The sequence below is a fragment of the Citrobacter sp. Cs237 genome (genome assembly GCF_030332325.1).
Taxonomy (GTDB): domain Bacteria; phylum Pseudomonadota; class Gammaproteobacteria; order Enterobacterales; family Enterobacteriaceae; genus Citrobacter_A; species Citrobacter_A sedlakii.
In genome coordinates, this window is record NZ_JAOWIB010000102.1 from 162,164 (window position 1) to 179,022 (window position 16,859).

The window sequence follows — 16,859 nt, forward strand, 5'->3', positions numbered from 1 at the left end:
GCTGGATCGCGTTTCTGAGATCACAATTGAAAAAACTTATAAACATACTTGCAACATATCAGCTGGTCAGACCTATACTCACGCCACTGGTCTGATTTCTATGTCGTACCGCAGACCCTACACTTCGCGCTCCTGTTACAGCATGTAACATAGTTTGTATAAAAATAAATCATTGAGGTTATGGTCATGAGCCAGAAAACCCTGTTTACAAAGTCTGCTCTCGCAGTTGCAGTGGCACTTATATCTACCCAGGCCTGGTCTGCAGGCTTTCAGCTAAACGAATTTTCTTCCTCTGGCCTTGGCCGGGCCTATTCAGGTGAAGGGGCTATCGCGGACGACGTGGGTAACGTTAGCCGTAACCCGGCGCTGATCACCATGTTCGACCGCCCAACCTTCTCGGGCGGCGCAATCTTTGTTGATCCGGACGTGGATATCTCCGGTCGCTCGCGCATTGGTAACGATGCCAGCCAGGATAACATTGCGCCGACGGCGTGGGTGCCAAACCTGCACTTTGTGGCCCCGATTAACGATCAGTTTGGTTGGGGGGCATCTGTCACCTCTAACTACGGCCTGGCGACGGAGTTTAATAACAACTACGCCGCGGGCTCCATGGGCGGAAAAACCGATCTGGAAACGCTCAACCTGAACCTGAGCGGCGCCTATCGTCTGAACAATCATTTCAGCTTCGGCCTCGGTTTTAACGCCGTTTATGCCAAAGCTAAGCTCGAGCGTTATGCCGGCGACCTGCCGCAGCAAATCGTGGCAGGCTCCGGCGGACGTATTCCTCCGGCACTGGCGGCGCAATACCCGGCGGATACCCAGATTGCGCGTCTGAAGGGCGACGAATGGGGCTTCGGCTGGAACGCCGGGATCCTTTATGAAGTCGATAAAGACAACCGTTACGGTTTTACCTACCGTTCAGAAGTCAAAGTTGACTTCGACGGCGATTACCGCAGCAGCCTGCCATCGACTGACCGTATTCCGCCGCAACTGCGTCCGGTCTTTGCCAGCCTGCCTGCTGGAACTAACGGCGGGACGATCGACGGTTCACTTAACCTGAACCTGCCGGAAATGTGGGAAATTTCAGGTTACAACCGCGTCGCGCCACAGTGGGCGGTTCACTACAGCATGGCTTATACCAGTTGGAGTCAGTTCGAAGAGCTGAAGGCGAAAGGCAGCAACGGTCAGACGCTGTTTTATAAAGAAGAGGGCTTTAAAGACTCTTATCGCATCGCGCTGGGTACAACCTATTACTATGACGATACCTGGACGTTCCGTACCGGTATCGCCTTTGATGACAGCCCGGTTCCGGCCAACCGTCGTTCCATTTCTATTCCGGATCAGGACCGCTTCTGGCTGAGCGCTGGCGCTACCTATGCCTTCAATAAAGATGCCTCAGTGGATGTTGGCGTGTCTTACATGCACGGCCAGAAAGTGAAGTTTGAAGAAGGCCCGTACTCTTTCGAATCTGAAGGGAAAGCCTGGCTGTACGGTATGAACCTGAACTACGCATTCTGATCATGGTCAGATGAAAAAAAGGGGGCGCCTTCTGGCGTCCCCTTTTTTATGCATCCAAAAAATCATCGTACCCGCTAACGGCGCGAACGCCAGGCCCGGCCAGACGCTTCGCGGTCCGGTATTCATTTATTCTGAGTCGATCTCTTTTAAATCGTCCTGGATCGCCTGCGCGTTCGGGTTTTCTTGCGGCTTGAGCTTCCCGCCGTTGGCAATGAAGTCGTGACGCTGGAAATAAGCCTCACGCACCAGAATGTACGGATCGGAAGACTGACGCAACAGGCCGTCGGAGTCCAGCAACTGAGCACGCGTTTCAATCCCTTCGAGGGTCCACTTACCGATCGACATCGGCCAGGTCAGCCATGAAAGGACTGGATATAGCGTATCGGCCATATCGCCGCCATCCTCACGCAGCGTCCAACTGCCATAGAACGGTAACTGGACGTAGGGGCCATAGCCTACGCCGTAATGTCCTAAGGTGCTGCCGAAGCGATGCGGCTCAACGCGCTGCAGTTTCGGGTTCGCCATACCGGCGACGTCAATAAAGCCGCCCATGCCGAGAAGGGTGTTCAGGAAGAAACGGGTGAAATGCACCATCCCCTGATACGGATCGCCCTGCAGAAAATAGTTCACCATGACCGCAGGTTCTTCGAGGTTGCCGGTGAAGTTGCTTAAACCATTACGGGCTGGCTGTGGGACATAATCACGCCAGGCGACAGCCACCGGTCGAACGACATACGGATCCAACACGTTAAAGTTGAAATTGTACATGGTGCGGTTAAACCCTTCTAACGGATCTGAACGCCCCTGCTGTTCTGTACCGGAACTCGCACACCCCACCAGCAGTGTGGTTCCCAGCGCAAGCGCCGACAGGCGAAGCTTCATAAATGTCTCCCTGTTAATTATGGCTATCGCGGATTGCCATCCATGACGGAACGCTAACGTATCCGCCTGTTAAGGTGTGAGCGATTGTAACAGCACGTCAAACGATGTCTATATCACCGCGCCTGTTGAATTGATCATAGCCTGGCTATGCACTCGCGTAGCGCTTCTATTCTAGCCGGAAGCAGAAAAACAAACGTTACCATTTTTGCGATTTCAGAGTTTCTCCCCCAGGTATCCAGCGAAAAGCCGCTACGCTTTATCTGACAGGCGCGCATCCAGGAGGCGAATTATGGATAATCTCGAAGACGATAAGATCGACAAGCATAGCGATGAACTGGAAGTAGAAAGCGAGGAAAAACAGAGCGGGAAAAAGATAGAAGTGGATGAGGACCGACTCCCCTCACGGGCAATGGCCATTCACGAACATATCCGCCAGGATGGAGAGAAAGAGCTGGAGCGTGACGCGATGGCGCTGCTGTGGTCCGCTATCGCGGCCGGACTGTCGATGGGCGCCTCGCTGCTGGCAAAAGGCATCTTCCACGTGCAGCTTGAGGGCGTGCCGGGCAGTTTTTTACTTGAGAATCTCGGTTATACCTTTGGTTTTATCATTGTCATTATGGCTCGCCAGCAGCTGTTTACGGAAAACACCGTGACGGCGGTTCTGCCCGTCATGCAAAATCCCACGGCGGGCAATTTTGGCCTGCTGATGCGTCTGTGGGGCGTGGTGCTGCTGGGTAACGTGCTCGGTACCGGCATTGCCGCCTGGGCGTTTGAGTATATGCCCATTTTTGATGAAGAAACCCGTGACGCGTTTGTCAAAATCGGCATGGACGTGATGAAAAACACGCCGACCGAAATGTTTGCCAACGCGATCATTTCCGGTTGGTTAATCGCGACCATGGTGTGGATGTTTCCGGCAGCCGGCGCGGCGAAAATTGTGGTCATCATCCTGATGACGTGGCTGATTGCCCTGGGCGATACCACCCATATCGTCGTGGGATCGGTGGAGATCCTTTACCTCGTCTTTAACGGCACCCTGCACTGGAGCGACTTCTTGTGGCCGTTTGCCCTGCCGACACTGGCGGGTAATATCTGCGGCGGTACCTTTATTTTCGCCCTGATGAGCCACGCGCAGATCCGTAACGACATGAGCAACAAGCGTAAAGAAGAAGCGCGCCTTCACGCCGAGCGGTTCAAAAAACAGCAGAAAGAGCAGGAAAAACAATCCTGAATGGCGATGGTTTGAGCAGTCAGGCGGCACCGTACTTACTCCGGCGAACAAAAACCGCTATACTCGTGCCGCTTCGTCCCCTTAGTTAAATGGATATAACGAGCCCCTCCTAAGGGCTAGTTGCAGGTTCGATTCCTGCAGGGGACACCATATACAACTCTCCTGACGTCTACCGAATTCAATAAAATCCCCTTATAATCAGTGATAAACCCTCTGCTCTGGCTGTGTGATGTCAACCGATATCTACCCATCTCAACGTGAATCAATAAACGTTTGGGGGCCTTAGTGGGGGCTTATCCTGTTCAATGAAAAATGAGGCCCCCAAATGCCCTTAAATGCGCGTCAGGTCGAGACTGCAAAGCCCAGAGACAAAGCCTATAAACTCGCTGACGGTGGTGGACTGTATCTCCAGGTCAACCCTAACGGTTCAAAGTACTGGCGGATGAAATACAGATTTGCTGGTAAAGAGAAAAAATTATCATTTGGTACATACCCAGATATTTCTCTGGCTGATGCACGAACCAGGCGCGATGACGCAAGGAGAATTCGGGCTAACGATCAAGATCCAGGTGAAGTAAAAAAAGCAGAACTACTCGCCAAAAAACAATCAATCACAAATACCTTTGAGGCAATAGCTACAGAGTGGTACAACGCGAAAATCTCTGGATGGTCAAAAAACTATGCTGATTATGTTAATCGTGGATTCAAAAATAATGTTTTCCCTCATTTAGGTTCCAGGCCTGTTAACGAAATCAAGCCGCTAGAGCTTTTATCCGTTCTTCAGCGTATAGAAAAACGTGGCGCGCCAGAGTTAGCCAGTAAAGTTCGCCAACGCTGTAGTGAAGTCTTTCGATACGCAATAGTCACGGGGCGTGCTGAATACAATCCAGCCGCAGATCTTGCCAGCGCATTGCAAGGATATGAAAAACATCATTATCCCTTTCTGACCGTGCCTGAATTACCTGAATTTTTACAGAAATTATCAAATTATTCAGGTAGTTTAATAACTCTGCTCACGACTCGTTTGTTGATGCTAACTGGATTAAGAACAGTAGAGTTACGAATGGCTGAATGGTGCGAAATTGACTTCGAAAACAGTCTCTGGGAAATACCTAAAAACAGGATGAAGATGAAGCGAACGCATCTCGTCCCGCTATCTAGCCAATCCTTGCAAGCCTTTCAGCAACTGAAACAACTCACAGGAAGCTATCAGTTTATTTTCTCTGGACGAAATGATGTTAATAAACCAATGAGTGAAGCTAGTGTTAACATGGTTTTGAAGAGAATCGGGTATGATAAAAGGGCCACCTGCCATGGTTTTCGCCACACTATGAGTACCATTCTTCATGAGCAAGGCTTTAACACGGCTTGGATTGAAACGCAGCTCGCTCATGTGGATAAAAACAGTATTCGCGGTACGTATAACCACGCACAGTATCTGGATGGAAGGCGGGAAATGATGCAGTGGTATGGGGATTATATTAGTGAGTTGGGGAAAGGTGAAGCTGTGGTGAACTAACATTCATGAAAATGGCCCATGAAACGCTGCACACATGCTCATCACATTGAGGAAAAAACTTCTCGCATTTAATTAATATTTCTATATTGATATAATTTAATTATCAGTGAAAAGATATTTAGCCGTGTGGAAGTCTAAGTTTCTAACGAAGAAATCAAGAAGTCATCCTTACTGCTAGATGGCTGTTTTTAAGGGACAATAAAGTTAAGAAAGCATTCAAATAATATCGGTCAATATGTATTCGCTTAGTGGTTGTACATCTCGCTCAATGCACAGTTGCCCCACTTATACTGGGTGACTCAGATAAACTTTATAGGTGCCTCTATCAATGTCTCAGTTCATACATCCCATTACACAACTTGTGCATAGCACAGTGCGCATTGAATGCACAGATTCACAAAATAGAACCTCATCAGGTACTGGTTACATATTCATGTTTTGTGAGACAGAGGGAACAGCCTTTCCTTGCGTGGTAACAAACAAACATGTTACCGAAGGCGCAATCCGAGGGGTTTTTCATTTAACATTAAAGAATGAAGACGGTACTCCAGCACTTGGCACGCATGAAGCTGTCGTACTTAACGAATTGGATAAACATTGTATCCTCCACCCGACAACTGCAATAGATTTGGTAGCCTTTCCTATTGGGCCAATATTAAATAATGCAAGCAAAGATGGGCGGGCCTACTACTTCGTTCCCCTCAGTAAACAGATGTTAGCAAGTAACGAGCTTTTAGAATCACTCCCCCCAATGGAAGAGATCGTAATGATTGGTTACCCTAACGGGCTATGGGATAAACTTCATAATCTACCGATCATCAGAAAGGGAATTACCGCAACTCATCCTAAGCTTAAGTTGAATGGAAAACCTGAATTTCTCATTGATGCAGCTTGCTTCCCTGGCTCTTCAGGATCACCTGTGTTTTTGGCAAATATAGGGAGTTTTGTTAGTCCAGATGGTTCATTGTGCGCAGGTACTAGGGTTGCATTACTTGGCACTTTGTATGCGGGCCCTCAACATACTACCAGTGGGGAAATCATTGTTGTCGACGTCCCTACTGATACGAAACAGATATCAATTGGAAGTATCCCTAATAACCTTGGATATGTAATTCTGGCAAGTGAGCTTCTGATACTCGAAGATGCTGTAAAAGAAGCCCTCCAGCCCGTTCCGAAGGTACCGCGAAACGCACTCTGCCCCTGTGGGAGCGGAAAGCGATTCAAAAGGTGTTGCGGTTTACTTGGCTAAGTTTTTGCTTGGTGGGGAACTAAACCACCCCACTAAAGCATTTAAGATTCTTGTGATGAAATCAACCCTAGCTTTAGCATCCATAGAGTCGAAATTATATGAAAATCCAGACTGTACTTAGACATAAACCGAAGTTCGACTTCGATTTATTTGTTCGCTTTTCTCGACCAGCAAGTCGTAAGCACACGACCACTACTCAGCAGGGGGAAAAATGTAAGTATCCTAAAAAATAAATTATTCACTTTCAGAAACGTTATGACAGATTAATTTCTTGTCGGTATGGGAAAAATCATCACCTGGAGATTACAATATCGCATTCCATTTTTCGAAATGGCGCTTTAATTTATCTACAGTGTGACGCCATTTTGGCGTTGTGGGCTTACACACTGTGTTTTGATTTCCGAAGAATCCGACCTCATTCACCGCGTCTCGCTCACTGCGGGTTTCCAGCCACTTCACGGGGACAAAATACTCGGACTTGTCGGGGTCATCTGAATTCCGGTGATAGAGATCGCTGTACTTAAGCACATCCATCGCCCGCTTTTCACCGTCGTCAGTGTTGATGGTGAAGCTACTGGCAGGCTCAACGGCGCTCTGCACAATCCCGACACCGACGTAACCGGTCGCCGGGATTTTTACCCAGACGCGGTTGCCTGGCTGAAGCTGTTTTAACGTTTGACTGTACCAGCTCCCGCCACCCGCGCTGATAAACCCGTAGCGGCGCGCCTCTTCCCAGACGCGACTGTTTGAATCGCCAAACGAGACATAAAACTCACCGTTCCAGGGTTCCTTCGCATTGGCACTTGTAGCAGTGGCCTGTGCGGCATTGGTTTGCGTTTCGCTCGGATCGATAAGCCAGGCGCGGCTTAAGAACTGTTCATCACCATGCTGGAACACTTTGAAGAACAGGACGTTAATCGAAATACCATTCTTACTAAGATAGTCCACGATGCGTTCAGTGGACGGGTCCAGTTCCGCCGCTACAATGATGATTTGGTGCGACTGATTGAGTGAATCCTCTTCCAGCTCGGTATTGAAGCGTTGTTTAAACGCTTCTCCCAAATTGCCACCATCGGAAAATTTTCCGTAAATTTGTGACAAACGATCAGCGGTTAAGTCATCCACCCATGAGGCGTAGTCCAACGCCTGAGCAACCACTTCGCGCGGCGTGCGGTCGCGCTTTAGCTCAATCAGGATCAGCGAGGCATCCGGCGCAATCGCCAGCAGATCGATACGCCCTTTATCGAGCGTATTTTCCTGATGGCCGATGATCATCCACTGATCAGAGAGGATAGTGGGATCGTTTAAAATCATCTTCTCCAGCAGTTGCTCGCTGGCGAGTTTGCTGATAGTTAGCGGCTGGGGATTCTCCCCTATCCGCCAGATTGCATGATGAACCGGCATCGTCTGTTCCTTAGTTTAATGCTGCATCGGTGAGCGCATCCGCCAGGTGGAGCTGGGTTTGCTGGGCAGACTTGACTCCTATTTTTATTTTTTCACACAACACTTCCAACTCTTTAATTTTTATTACTATTTTAAGTTGTTCACTATATGACGGAAGAGGGAACTCGATAGGTGCGAGTCTGGATACACTCAGGTGGGCTATATTTGTCGTTTGTGTTGCGGCTTTCTGGAACCTTCCTGAATATAAGCAATGTCTAAAATAGGCTAAGGCATACTCATTACTAATAAATTCGTTTACACGAAAGCGTATTAGCGTATTTTGAAAACAAGCTCCTGCTATTTCATTTTTAAAAATTGCAGGTCTACCAACTAGCTCTAAACTTTGTCCTTCATTTAATAATATATCTCCGTACTGAAGAGAAAAAATAGTTTTCTCTTCAGGCGTGAAATTCATAAATTTAACATCATCAACGCGAATTTCATTATCATGTACATTTGCAACTCTTAAATAAGGAGTCATATGTGGTCCATGATGATCTTTGGGTGAACGCTGTCGCCCGAGTTTTAAATCGCCAATATCCTCGGTACGGCACCACTCCCATCCCTTCGGCAACTCAAATGGTTTTTCATCCTCACTAATTGGTGGCAACGGTTTTTGTTTTTTAATTTTGCCTTCTTTTACCAGTTTCGCTTTTTCCTGCTCAATACGTTTAAGCAGTTCAGAAGCAGGTTCGTCGTCAGGATCCTGCTGTACCAGTTTACCCATCACCGCCAGTTGCAGAATAGTTTGTTTAAGCGCATCAATACTCGCTTCGGTGGTAAACAGCGTGTCGAAATGCTGGCTGATTCGAGCCCAGTTTTCAGTAAGATCTTCGGCATGTTGGCTATCGACCAGCGTCGCCAGCAGGGTTTCAACCAGTTGCTGGTGTGCCTCCAAACTAATTAAAGATTGTTGTTCAAGTTGGTCACAGAGAGCCATTAGTTCATTAACTCTGGCGACGATACTGTGTTGTTCTGCGACTGGCGCACACGGTATTAACAAGCTCTCCCATTTACTTCTATTTATTATTGGCGTTGCTGAACCTGTAGATGCTGTGATCATTGAACTAATAAAAAGTGTTGTTGAAATAGAGAAATATATATATTTACTATCCACTAACACTGGTTTTATAGAGTTAATTTGTTGATTAAATGCCACTCGCTCACTGACTACTGCTGATTTGCCAATAGAACCACCAATGCAAACAGTGAAAATATCCCCATTATTAGCCTCTGTGCTATTCAACATTCCATCTTCAGAAAGAAATTTATCTGCTTGAGTAATCTCACCACATTGAGTTATTTGCCCAGGACCAACAAAGGGAATATTTCCGTTAAAATGACTGGAGACTGATGTGCTTGGTGTTTTTCCAGTTGAGCACACACCAACATTACCCAGTCTTACCCACTCCCACCCCTCCGGCAATTCAAACGGCTTCTCATCCTCACTAATCTCCGGTAGCGGCTTCTGCTTTTTAATTTTACCCTGCTTCACCAGCTCCGCTTTCTCGACTGCAATACGTTTCAATAACTCAGACGCCGGTTCATCATTCGGGTCCTGCGGCACCAGTTTGCCGCGTACCGCCAGTTCCAGAATCAGCTCGCGCAGTTTCTTAATGCCATAAAGGTCGATTTTACCGTTACTACCGCGCCCGGCGGTGGAGCGGGTTTGCAGCGCAGAGGACCAAATATCAATATGGTCGGTGATCAGCTTTTCAACGGTCATCAGTTCGCCCCCTTGTTACCCGCCAGAGCCGCACCAAGGATATCGCGCAGCTGGTTACGCAGCTCGCCGATTTCCGCCTGCTGCGTCTGGTACTGCGCCAGCAGCTCACCCGGATCGTGACTGATGGTTTCACCTTGGTATGGGTTCTTGATATCAAGATTGAAGTTGCGGGCAATGATGTCGTCGATGCTGACTTTCCACGCCTGGTTGTTCTCTTCGCGGCTGGTAAAACCGTCAGCTTCACAGCCCCACCAGTCGATTTCCGCCTGGAACTCTTCAAACTTCATCGGTTTGGTTTTGCTGTAGTTCTTCACGCCGTCCGGGTACGGATGCTCATAGAACCACACATCCTTTGTTGGCTGACCTTTGGTGAAGAAAAGAATGTTGGTTTTGATGCCGGTGTACGGGTTAAACACGCCGTTCGGTAACCGCACAATGGTGTGCAGGTTGCACTCCTCGGTGAGCAGCTTTTTGATTTTGGTTTTTACACCTTCACCAAACAACGTACCGTCCGGTAACACCACCGCCGCGCGGCCTTTGTCGGCCAGCACTTCGATAATCAGTTGCAGGAACAGATCAGCGGTTTCACGGGTCTGCATCTCTGCTGGGAAGTTTTTCTCAATGCCGTCTTCTTCTGTGCCGCCAAACGGTGGGTTGGTAACAATTACATCGACCTGCTCATCCCAGGAAGAGAGCGGTTTATTCAGCGTGTTGTCGTGACGGATTTGCACCGGCACTTCGATGCCGTGTAAAAGCATATTGGTCGTACACAGCAGGTGCGGAAGTTGCTTCTTCTCTACGCCATATATCTGCTGTTGTAGGGTTTTATGATCTTCAGTCGTTTTGACGTAATTATCTTTCACATGGTCGAAGGCGCAAGCGAGGAAGCCACCGGTGCCGCACGCCGGATCCATAATCGACTCACCCAGCTTCGGGTCGATGCGGTTGACCATAAAACGCGTCACAGCACGCGGGGTGTAGAACTCACCCGCATTCCCGGCGCTTTGCAGGTCGCGCAGGATCTGTTCGTAGATATCGCCAAACAGATGACGTTCCTGGCTGCTGCTGAAGTCGATTTCATTGAGCTTGTTGATCACCTGGCGCAGCAGCGTACCGTTTTTCATGTAGTTGTAGGCATCGCTGAACGCTTGTTTGACCACAAAGCCACGCGGGTTCTTATCGATCGGCGCGGTGAGGTTTTTCAACGTCGGGAACAGGTCGTCGTTCACAAATTCCAGCAACGCATCACCGGTGATGCCTTCGCTGTTCGCTGCCCAGCTACGCCATAAATAGCGCTGGGGGATCGGGAACTGGTAGTCATCCTGCTCCAGTTCCAGCTCTTCTTCCTGGGTATCAAAAATCTTCAAAAACAGCAGCCATGAAAGCTGCCCCAGACGCTGGGCATCGCCGTCCACACCGGCGTCTTTACGCATAATGTCCTGAAGGGATTTAATGACTGAGCTAATCGACATGTTTTCTTTCCATACTTAAAAAAGGATGCCACCGGTCGCAGACGCGGCCAGTGGCAATGTATTTATAAGTTATCAGGCTGAGCGTGGCGGTAACTGGTAGATTTCATTTTCCAGTTCATTAACGGCTTGCTCATACGCCTTTTTGTCACCAAAGCGGGTTTTGATGATTTCTATCGGACGACCCAGCGTATCGAACGGCTTCAGTTTGAGTACCTGAACGTCCTCAATTTCCTGAACCCCTTCATCGGCGTATTTGTCCAGCAAGGTATTAAGTACCTGCTGCGCCGGTTCGGCGTATTTCGTAAAATAGTTACGCTTACGCACATTCGCCGCGCGCTCCTGACGCGTTAACGGCGGCTGACCGTACACCACATGGCAGAGCAAATCAAACGGGTCGAGATCTTTACCCACCTCTTCGGCCAGCACATCCCACAGAATCCCCAGTTGCTCCAGCTCTTCGATGATGACCTGTTTGCGCGGCGCATCCTGCCATTTGCGCACGAAGCTATCCAGTGAGGCGTATTCGCTATCTTTGAGCATCGTTTTGCGGGTGTAATCCTGGAAAGATTCAGTCACCAGTTTGCCGTCAGAATCGTAATACTGAACGCGCTTAGCCAGCACTTTTACATCCACACCATTCACATAGAACTTGCGGACTTTGTTTTCATCGTCATCATGGAATTCGCCGTTGCCCGCTTGCTTATCACGATTGACCTGATAGTCAGCGACGTCTTCCCACGCTTCACTGGCATCATTATCGCTTTCATCCGCGTTATTTTCCGCATCCAGTTGTTCATTGAAGTCTGAATCTTTGTCGGAAATATCACCGGGTTTGACCACAAGCACTTTTTCCGGCAAACCGTCAAAGCGTGGGTCGGCAAACAGCTCGGTCGCTTTTTTGAAGTCGAGAATGGTGAACCACAGCTTGCCGTGTTTTTCGTTGATGCGCGTGCCGCGCCCAATGATCTGTTTAAATTTAGTCATCGACTGAATGTTTTGATCCAGTACCACCAGTTTGCAGGTTTGCGCATCAACGCCGGTTGTCATCAGTTCTGATGTTGTCGCGATAACCGGGTAGGCTTTTTTAGGATTGATAAAGTTATCCAGTTGCGCCTTGCCGATATCATCGTCGCCGGTGATTTTCATCACGTACTTTTCGTTCTTCAACACCTGCTCGGGGTTGAGCACCACCAGCGCATGGCGCATTCGATCGGCGTGATCGATGTCGTTGCAGAAAACGATGGTTTTATCCATCGGGTTGGTACGTTTCAGGTAATCGGTGATGGTCTGCGCCACCAGCATGGTGCGCTCATCAATCACCAGCGTGCGATCAAAATCTTTCAGGTTGTAAATACGGTCCTCAATCTCTTCGCCGTATTTATCCAGTTGACCTTTGACGGGCCGCCAGCCCTGGACATCAACGTCGATATCAACGCGCACGACTTTGTAAGGTGCGAGGAAACCGTCTTCAATACCCTCTTTCAGCGAATAGGTGTAAACCGGCTCACCGAAGTAATCGATATTGGAGACGTCTTCCGTTTCTTTTGGCGTTGCCGTCAGACCGACCTGAGTGGCGCTGCCGAAATACTCCAGAATCTCTCGCCAGGCTGAATCTTCAGAAGCGCTGCCACGGTGGCATTCGTCAATGACAATCAGGTCGAAGAAATCAGGCGCCACCTGTTTATAGGCTTTCTGGTGTTCTTCTGGTCCGGTAATGGCCTGGTACAGCGCCAGATGCACCTCATAAGCCGGATCGATGGTGCGCCCGGTAACTTTAGTCATCGCATTACCGAACGGCTGAAAGTCGTTACGTTTAGTTTGATCAACCAGGATGTTGCGGTCCGCCAAGAATAGAATGCGTTTTTTGTTTTTAGCTTTCCACAGCCTCCAGATTATCTGGAACGCGGTATACGTTTTGCCCGTACCCGTGGCCATGACCAGCAGAATACGGTTCTTACCTGCCGATACGGCATCCACCGTTCGGTTAATCGCCTGCATCTGATAGTAACGAGGAGCTTTCCCGCTACCGTCGTCAAAATAGTCCTGACTGATAACGGGTAACTGCTCCTGAGTGAACCCTTTCCAGGCACAGTATTTTTGCCAGAGTTGTTCAGGTGTTGGGAAGTCACTGAGGGCAATTTCGGATTCGAGCTGCTGCGGATTGGTTTTATCGTGGAAGATGAATCCATCACCGTTGGAGGCAAATACAAAGGGAACATCGAGCAGGCTTGCGTAGTCCAGTCCCTGCTGCATCCCTTTACTGATGGCGTGCTTGTTAGCCTTGGCTTCGATAACTGCTAATGGCAAGTTAGGTTTGTGGTACAGCACGATATCGGCAGACTTAACTTTGATACGTGACGCCAGTTTGCCACGGACTACAATCTTGCCATCGCGAAGTTTCACTTCCTGCCGAATCTGCGACATCACATCCCAGCCCGCATCCTTAACCGCAGGAAGGATGAATTTAGTAATGATGTCTGTTTCAGTCAGGTGCGTTTTGTTCACGCCAGCCATAACAGGGCACTCCACGAAATTGGGTTGGCTCTGATTTTACACAGAATAGTGCCTGACGTAATGACCTGAAACGAGGTTTTGGGTAGCTACTGGTAAGATAAGTTCTGGCAGAACAATTTCTGTTGCTTCCCTACCATAGATTTTTTCATTTTTTGTAATTCCTGAAATTCGCTTCAGAAACGAAATAAATGTTTCCCCGAGCCCGGGAGCAAGCTACATAAAGTTTATTACGCGACGAAGGTGGAAGTGTCTGTAGATTCGATCTATTTTGAAGACGCCTGTGCGTAGCTCCCATCACAATGCATATGTCCTGAAAGTGATCCAGTCCTTTACTGGCTCCCCAATTTAGAGAGTAACAACCATAACGATGGTGCTCACTATAGAAAAGCTTAATGATGGTGTAAGTATCCCGCATAATCGTGCCATTCACATTCGAAGTCTGCAGGGACTTTCTCATTCACTTCCCCCTTCCCTGTTTATGCCCTAATAGTTCTCTCAGCGGCTTGCCGATTCATGGTATGACGGAAATCGTGCGGGCGCAGCATGGGCAGAAAATCACTGTCCCTGACTCAGCCCGCACGTTGAGTGGTGCGACGACGCAGAAGGCGTTGATGCCGTTCCGCAGATTTCCGGCCTTACAGCACTTTACTCAGAAATTCGGCGGTGCGGGGATTAGCCGGCGAAGTAAAGAGCGTCTCCGGCGAGCCTTCTTCCTGAATAACGCCGTGGTCGATGAAAATCACCCGATCCGCGACCTCCCGGGCGAAGCCCATTTCATGGGTCACGATGACCATCGTCATCCCTTCATCGGCCAGTTTTTTCATGACCTCCAGCACATCACCGACCAGTTCCGGGTCCAGCGCCGAGGTCGGCTCATCAAAAAGCATAATTGACGGGTTCATCGCCAGCGCGCGGGCAATCGCGACGCGCTGCTGCTGTCCACCGGATAAACGGGACGGCCAGGCATCGCGTTTATCACTCAGTCCGACTTTTTCGAGCAACATTTCAGCCCGGCCGATCGCCTCTTTACGCGACAGCCCCTGAAGCATTTCTGGCGCCATGATCAGGTTTTCCAGCACCGTCATATGCGGAAACAGGTTAAAACGCTGGAACACCATTCCGACGCTTTCACGCATTTTGTTGAGATCGGTTTTACGATCGTGTACCGCAAAGCCGTTCACTACCACTTCGCCTTCCGTCACCGATTCCAGCGCGTTCATGCAGCGCAGAAATGTACTTTTGCCTGACCCTGAAGGCCCAATGATGCACACCACCTCTTGCGGCTGAATGTCACAATCAATGCCGCGCAGCACAGGGTTGTCGCCAAAGTGTTTATGTAAATTTTTAATGTGGATCACTTTTACCGAACCTCTTTTCCAGACGATTAACCAGTTGCGCGAGCAGGAAGGTGAGCACCCAATACACCAGCGAAATGGTCAGATAGGGTTCCCAGTAAGTGGCGTAGGCGCCCGAGACCGTACGCGCCGCATACGCCAGATCGGCAAGCCCGATGGCCGACGCCAGAGAGGAGTCTTTGACAATCGCGATAGCGTTATTGCCCAGTGGCGGAAGAATACGGCGAAAGGCCTGTGGAAGAATCACTTTGCGCATGGTTTTCCACCATGGCATTCCGAGCGCGCGTGAGGCTTCCATTTGTCCAGGGTCAATCGACTGGATCCCCGCACGAAAGATTTCAGAAACGTAAGCGCCTGCGTTCAGCGTAATGGCGACGATACAGGATAAAAACGCGCCATAGCCCGACCGCAGTTCGCGGGCAACGTCCGCGCTCATGATTCCGCTGGTCACCAGTATCCCGTCACGCGGGTTAATGAACAGGGGAACCAGCGCAAAATGGACCACCATGATCTGTACAAACAGGGGCGTGCCGCGAAACGCGCTGACGTAAAAGCGCACCGGAAACTGCACCAGATAGCGCAATGCATACTTCCAGAAGCCATGTTCGGCCTTCGCCATTCGGCCAAGGCCCAGCGTCAGACCCCAGAGCGTGCCGAGAAAGACGCAAATGATTGTGCATTTAATTGTCATCCACGCGCCTTCCATAAAGAGCGGCGCATACTCCTGGATGATTTCCCAACGAAATCCCGTCATGGTATTCCCCTGCAAAAAGGCTGACACTCACTGCGTGTCAGCCTAAAAAGAAAGAAAAAGAAAATGTTACTCAGCGGGAAGCGTCGGCACTTCGCTGTCGAACCAGGTTTTGTAAATTTTATCGTAGGTGCCGTCAGCGATAATCTTCTTCAGCCCGGCATTGATTTTTTGTTGCAGTTCGGTATTACCTTTGGCAACCGCAATGCCAAAATACTGACGTTCGAATTTTGCATCGGGTACCAGCTTGAACTGTTTTTCCGGGTGCTGCTTGATGTAATACTTCACCACGCCAACATCGCCCACCGCCGCGCTTACGCCATCTTCAAACAGCTCCTGTAGCATCAACGGGGTGTTATCAAAGCGTTTAATCGCCGTGCTGTTTTTACCCAGTACACCGGATACCACGATGTCGCCGGTGCTGGAGTTCACCACCCCGACCTTTTCCTCTTTTAGCGATGCCAGAGAGGTCACAGTGGAATCAGCAGGAACAACGATCGACTGCTCGGCCGGGAAGTAAGGATGGGAAAAATCGACCATCTGCTTGCGCTTATCGGTAATGGTGATGCCTGAAATGATAATGTCGCGATCCCCGGAATTTAGCGTGGCGAAAATGCCTTCCCACGGCGTGTTGACCAGTTTGACCTCAAAATTTTCCGCTTTGGCGATGGCTTTAATGATGTCGATATCAAAGCCTTCCAGTTGTTTCTGGCTGTTTTCAAACTCAAACGGGCGATACGTTCCGCCAGCACCCACGACGTATGTCTCTTGCGCTGCCATCGCTGCGCCCGTCAGGGCGATCATCAAACAGCCTGCTTTCATCCACTTACTGAACATCTGACGCTCCTTCATTGTTTTTATGCACATTTATTGCATAAAAATACACACACAACGGTTCTGATGCAAACACTATCTGGGCAGGGTGTTTATCAATGGAGAATGAGGATCAAGGGAGACTAAAAAAGACGGAAAACGGCGCGCCGGTATGTGTGGATGACGATAATGAAGAATTTTCTGAGTACTGCTTAAGGTTAATTTAAGCCAACCTGCGACTAGCCTAAAGATTATTAGTAGGATAATTGTCATTAAAAAAGCAGATTCTGAAAAAGATAGCCACGGCTATGTTCCATTTTCGCGATCAATCTGAAAATGGCATTCGCACTCTCAGATTATTATGCGCATGAATGCGAATGCCAGTG

At 49.1% G+C, this 16,859-nt stretch carries 12 protein-coding genes and 1 tRNA gene; 5 read left to right on the forward strand and 8 right to left on the reverse strand.

Going from position 1 to position 16,859, the window contains the following annotated elements; genetic code table 11:
* Positions 1-180 precede the first annotated feature (180 nt).
* Positions 181-1,518 (forward strand): long-chain fatty acid transporter FadL, encoded by a 1,338-nt coding sequence (gene fadL / locus OGY07_RS10325; RefSeq protein WP_082636823.1) that lies wholly within the window; start codon positions 181-183, stop codon positions 1,516-1,518.
* A gap of 126 nt (positions 1,519-1,644) precedes the next feature.
* Here the strand turns inward: fadL and mlaA are convergent, their stop codons facing one another.
* Complete coding sequence (gene mlaA, locus OGY07_RS10330; protein ID WP_042290774.1) at positions 1,645-2,400, reverse strand: phospholipid-binding lipoprotein MlaA; 756 nt, start codon at positions 2,398-2,400, stop codon at positions 1,645-1,647.
* A gap of 289 nt (positions 2,401-2,689) precedes the next feature.
* On the opposite strand from mlaA, the gene OGY07_RS10335 reads away from it, so the two are divergent.
* The 4 genes from OGY07_RS10335 to OGY07_RS10350 all read left to right on the forward strand — a co-directional run bounded on the left by OGY07_RS10335 (position 2,690) and on the right by OGY07_RS10350 (position 6,399).
* Entirely contained in the window at positions 2,690-3,631 is a 942-nt protein-coding gene (locus OGY07_RS10335) for a formate/nitrite transporter family protein (protein ID WP_042290775.1), read from the forward strand.
* Between the two features lie 75 nt (positions 3,632-3,706).
* Positions 3,707-3,781: transfer RNA gene (locus OGY07_RS10340), tRNA-Arg, on the forward strand.
* Positions 3,782-3,956: 175 nt separating this feature from the next.
* Entirely contained in the window at positions 3,957-5,150 is a 1,194-nt protein-coding gene (locus tag OGY07_RS10345) for a tyrosine-type recombinase/integrase (RefSeq protein ID WP_286600348.1), read from the forward strand.
* A gap of 328 nt (positions 5,151-5,478) precedes the next feature.
* The gene (locus OGY07_RS10350) at positions 5,479-6,399 is read left to right on the forward strand and encodes an SEC-C metal-binding domain-containing protein (protein ID WP_286600350.1); all 921 of its coding nucleotides are present in this window, start codon (positions 5,479-5,481) and stop codon (positions 6,397-6,399) included.
* Between the two features lie 303 nt (positions 6,400-6,702).
* Here the strand turns inward: OGY07_RS10350 and OGY07_RS10355 are convergent, their stop codons facing one another.
* From OGY07_RS10355 to OGY07_RS10390, 7 genes are all read right to left on the reverse strand, one after another.
* Complete coding sequence (locus OGY07_RS10355) at positions 6,703-7,803, reverse strand: DUF8606 domain-containing protein (RefSeq protein WP_286600353.1); 1,101 nt, start codon at positions 7,801-7,803, stop codon at positions 6,703-6,705.
* A 10-nt stretch (positions 7,804-7,813) separates the two neighbouring features.
* Positions 7,814-9,568 (reverse strand): restriction endonuclease subunit S, encoded by a 1,755-nt coding sequence (locus tag OGY07_RS10360; RefSeq protein ID WP_286600355.1) that lies wholly within the window; start codon positions 9,566-9,568, stop codon positions 7,814-7,816.
* Positions 9,568-11,040 carry an N-6 DNA methylase gene (locus tag OGY07_RS10365; RefSeq protein WP_286600357.1) on the reverse strand — a complete coding sequence of 491 codons (1,473 nt, stop codon included), beginning with the start codon at positions 11,038-11,040 and terminating at the stop codon, positions 9,568-9,570. Before OGY07_RS10365 ends, OGY07_RS10360 begins: the two co-directional genes overlap by 1 nt.
* Positions 11,041-11,112: 72 nt before the next feature.
* Complete coding sequence (hsdR, locus tag OGY07_RS10370) at positions 11,113-13,554, reverse strand: EcoAI/FtnUII family type I restriction enzme subunit R (RefSeq protein ID WP_286600360.1); 2,442 nt, start codon at positions 13,552-13,554, stop codon at positions 11,113-11,115.
* A gap of 635 nt (positions 13,555-14,189) precedes the next feature.
* The gene (locus tag OGY07_RS10380) at positions 14,190-14,912 is read right to left on the reverse strand and encodes an amino acid ABC transporter ATP-binding protein (protein WP_200034686.1); all 723 of its coding nucleotides are present in this window, start codon (positions 14,910-14,912) and stop codon (positions 14,190-14,192) included.
* The gene (locus tag OGY07_RS10385) at positions 14,899-15,663 is read right to left on the reverse strand and encodes an amino acid ABC transporter permease (protein WP_042290784.1); all 765 of its coding nucleotides are present in this window, start codon (positions 15,661-15,663) and stop codon (positions 14,899-14,901) included. Before OGY07_RS10385 ends, OGY07_RS10380 begins: the two co-directional genes overlap by 14 nt.
* A 66-nt stretch (positions 15,664-15,729) precedes the next feature.
* Positions 15,730-16,497, reverse strand: coding sequence for a basic amino acid ABC transporter substrate-binding protein (locus tag OGY07_RS10390; RefSeq protein ID WP_042290786.1), 768 nt, complete (start codon positions 16,495-16,497; stop codon positions 15,730-15,732).
* Positions 16,498-16,859 lie beyond the last annotated feature (362 nt).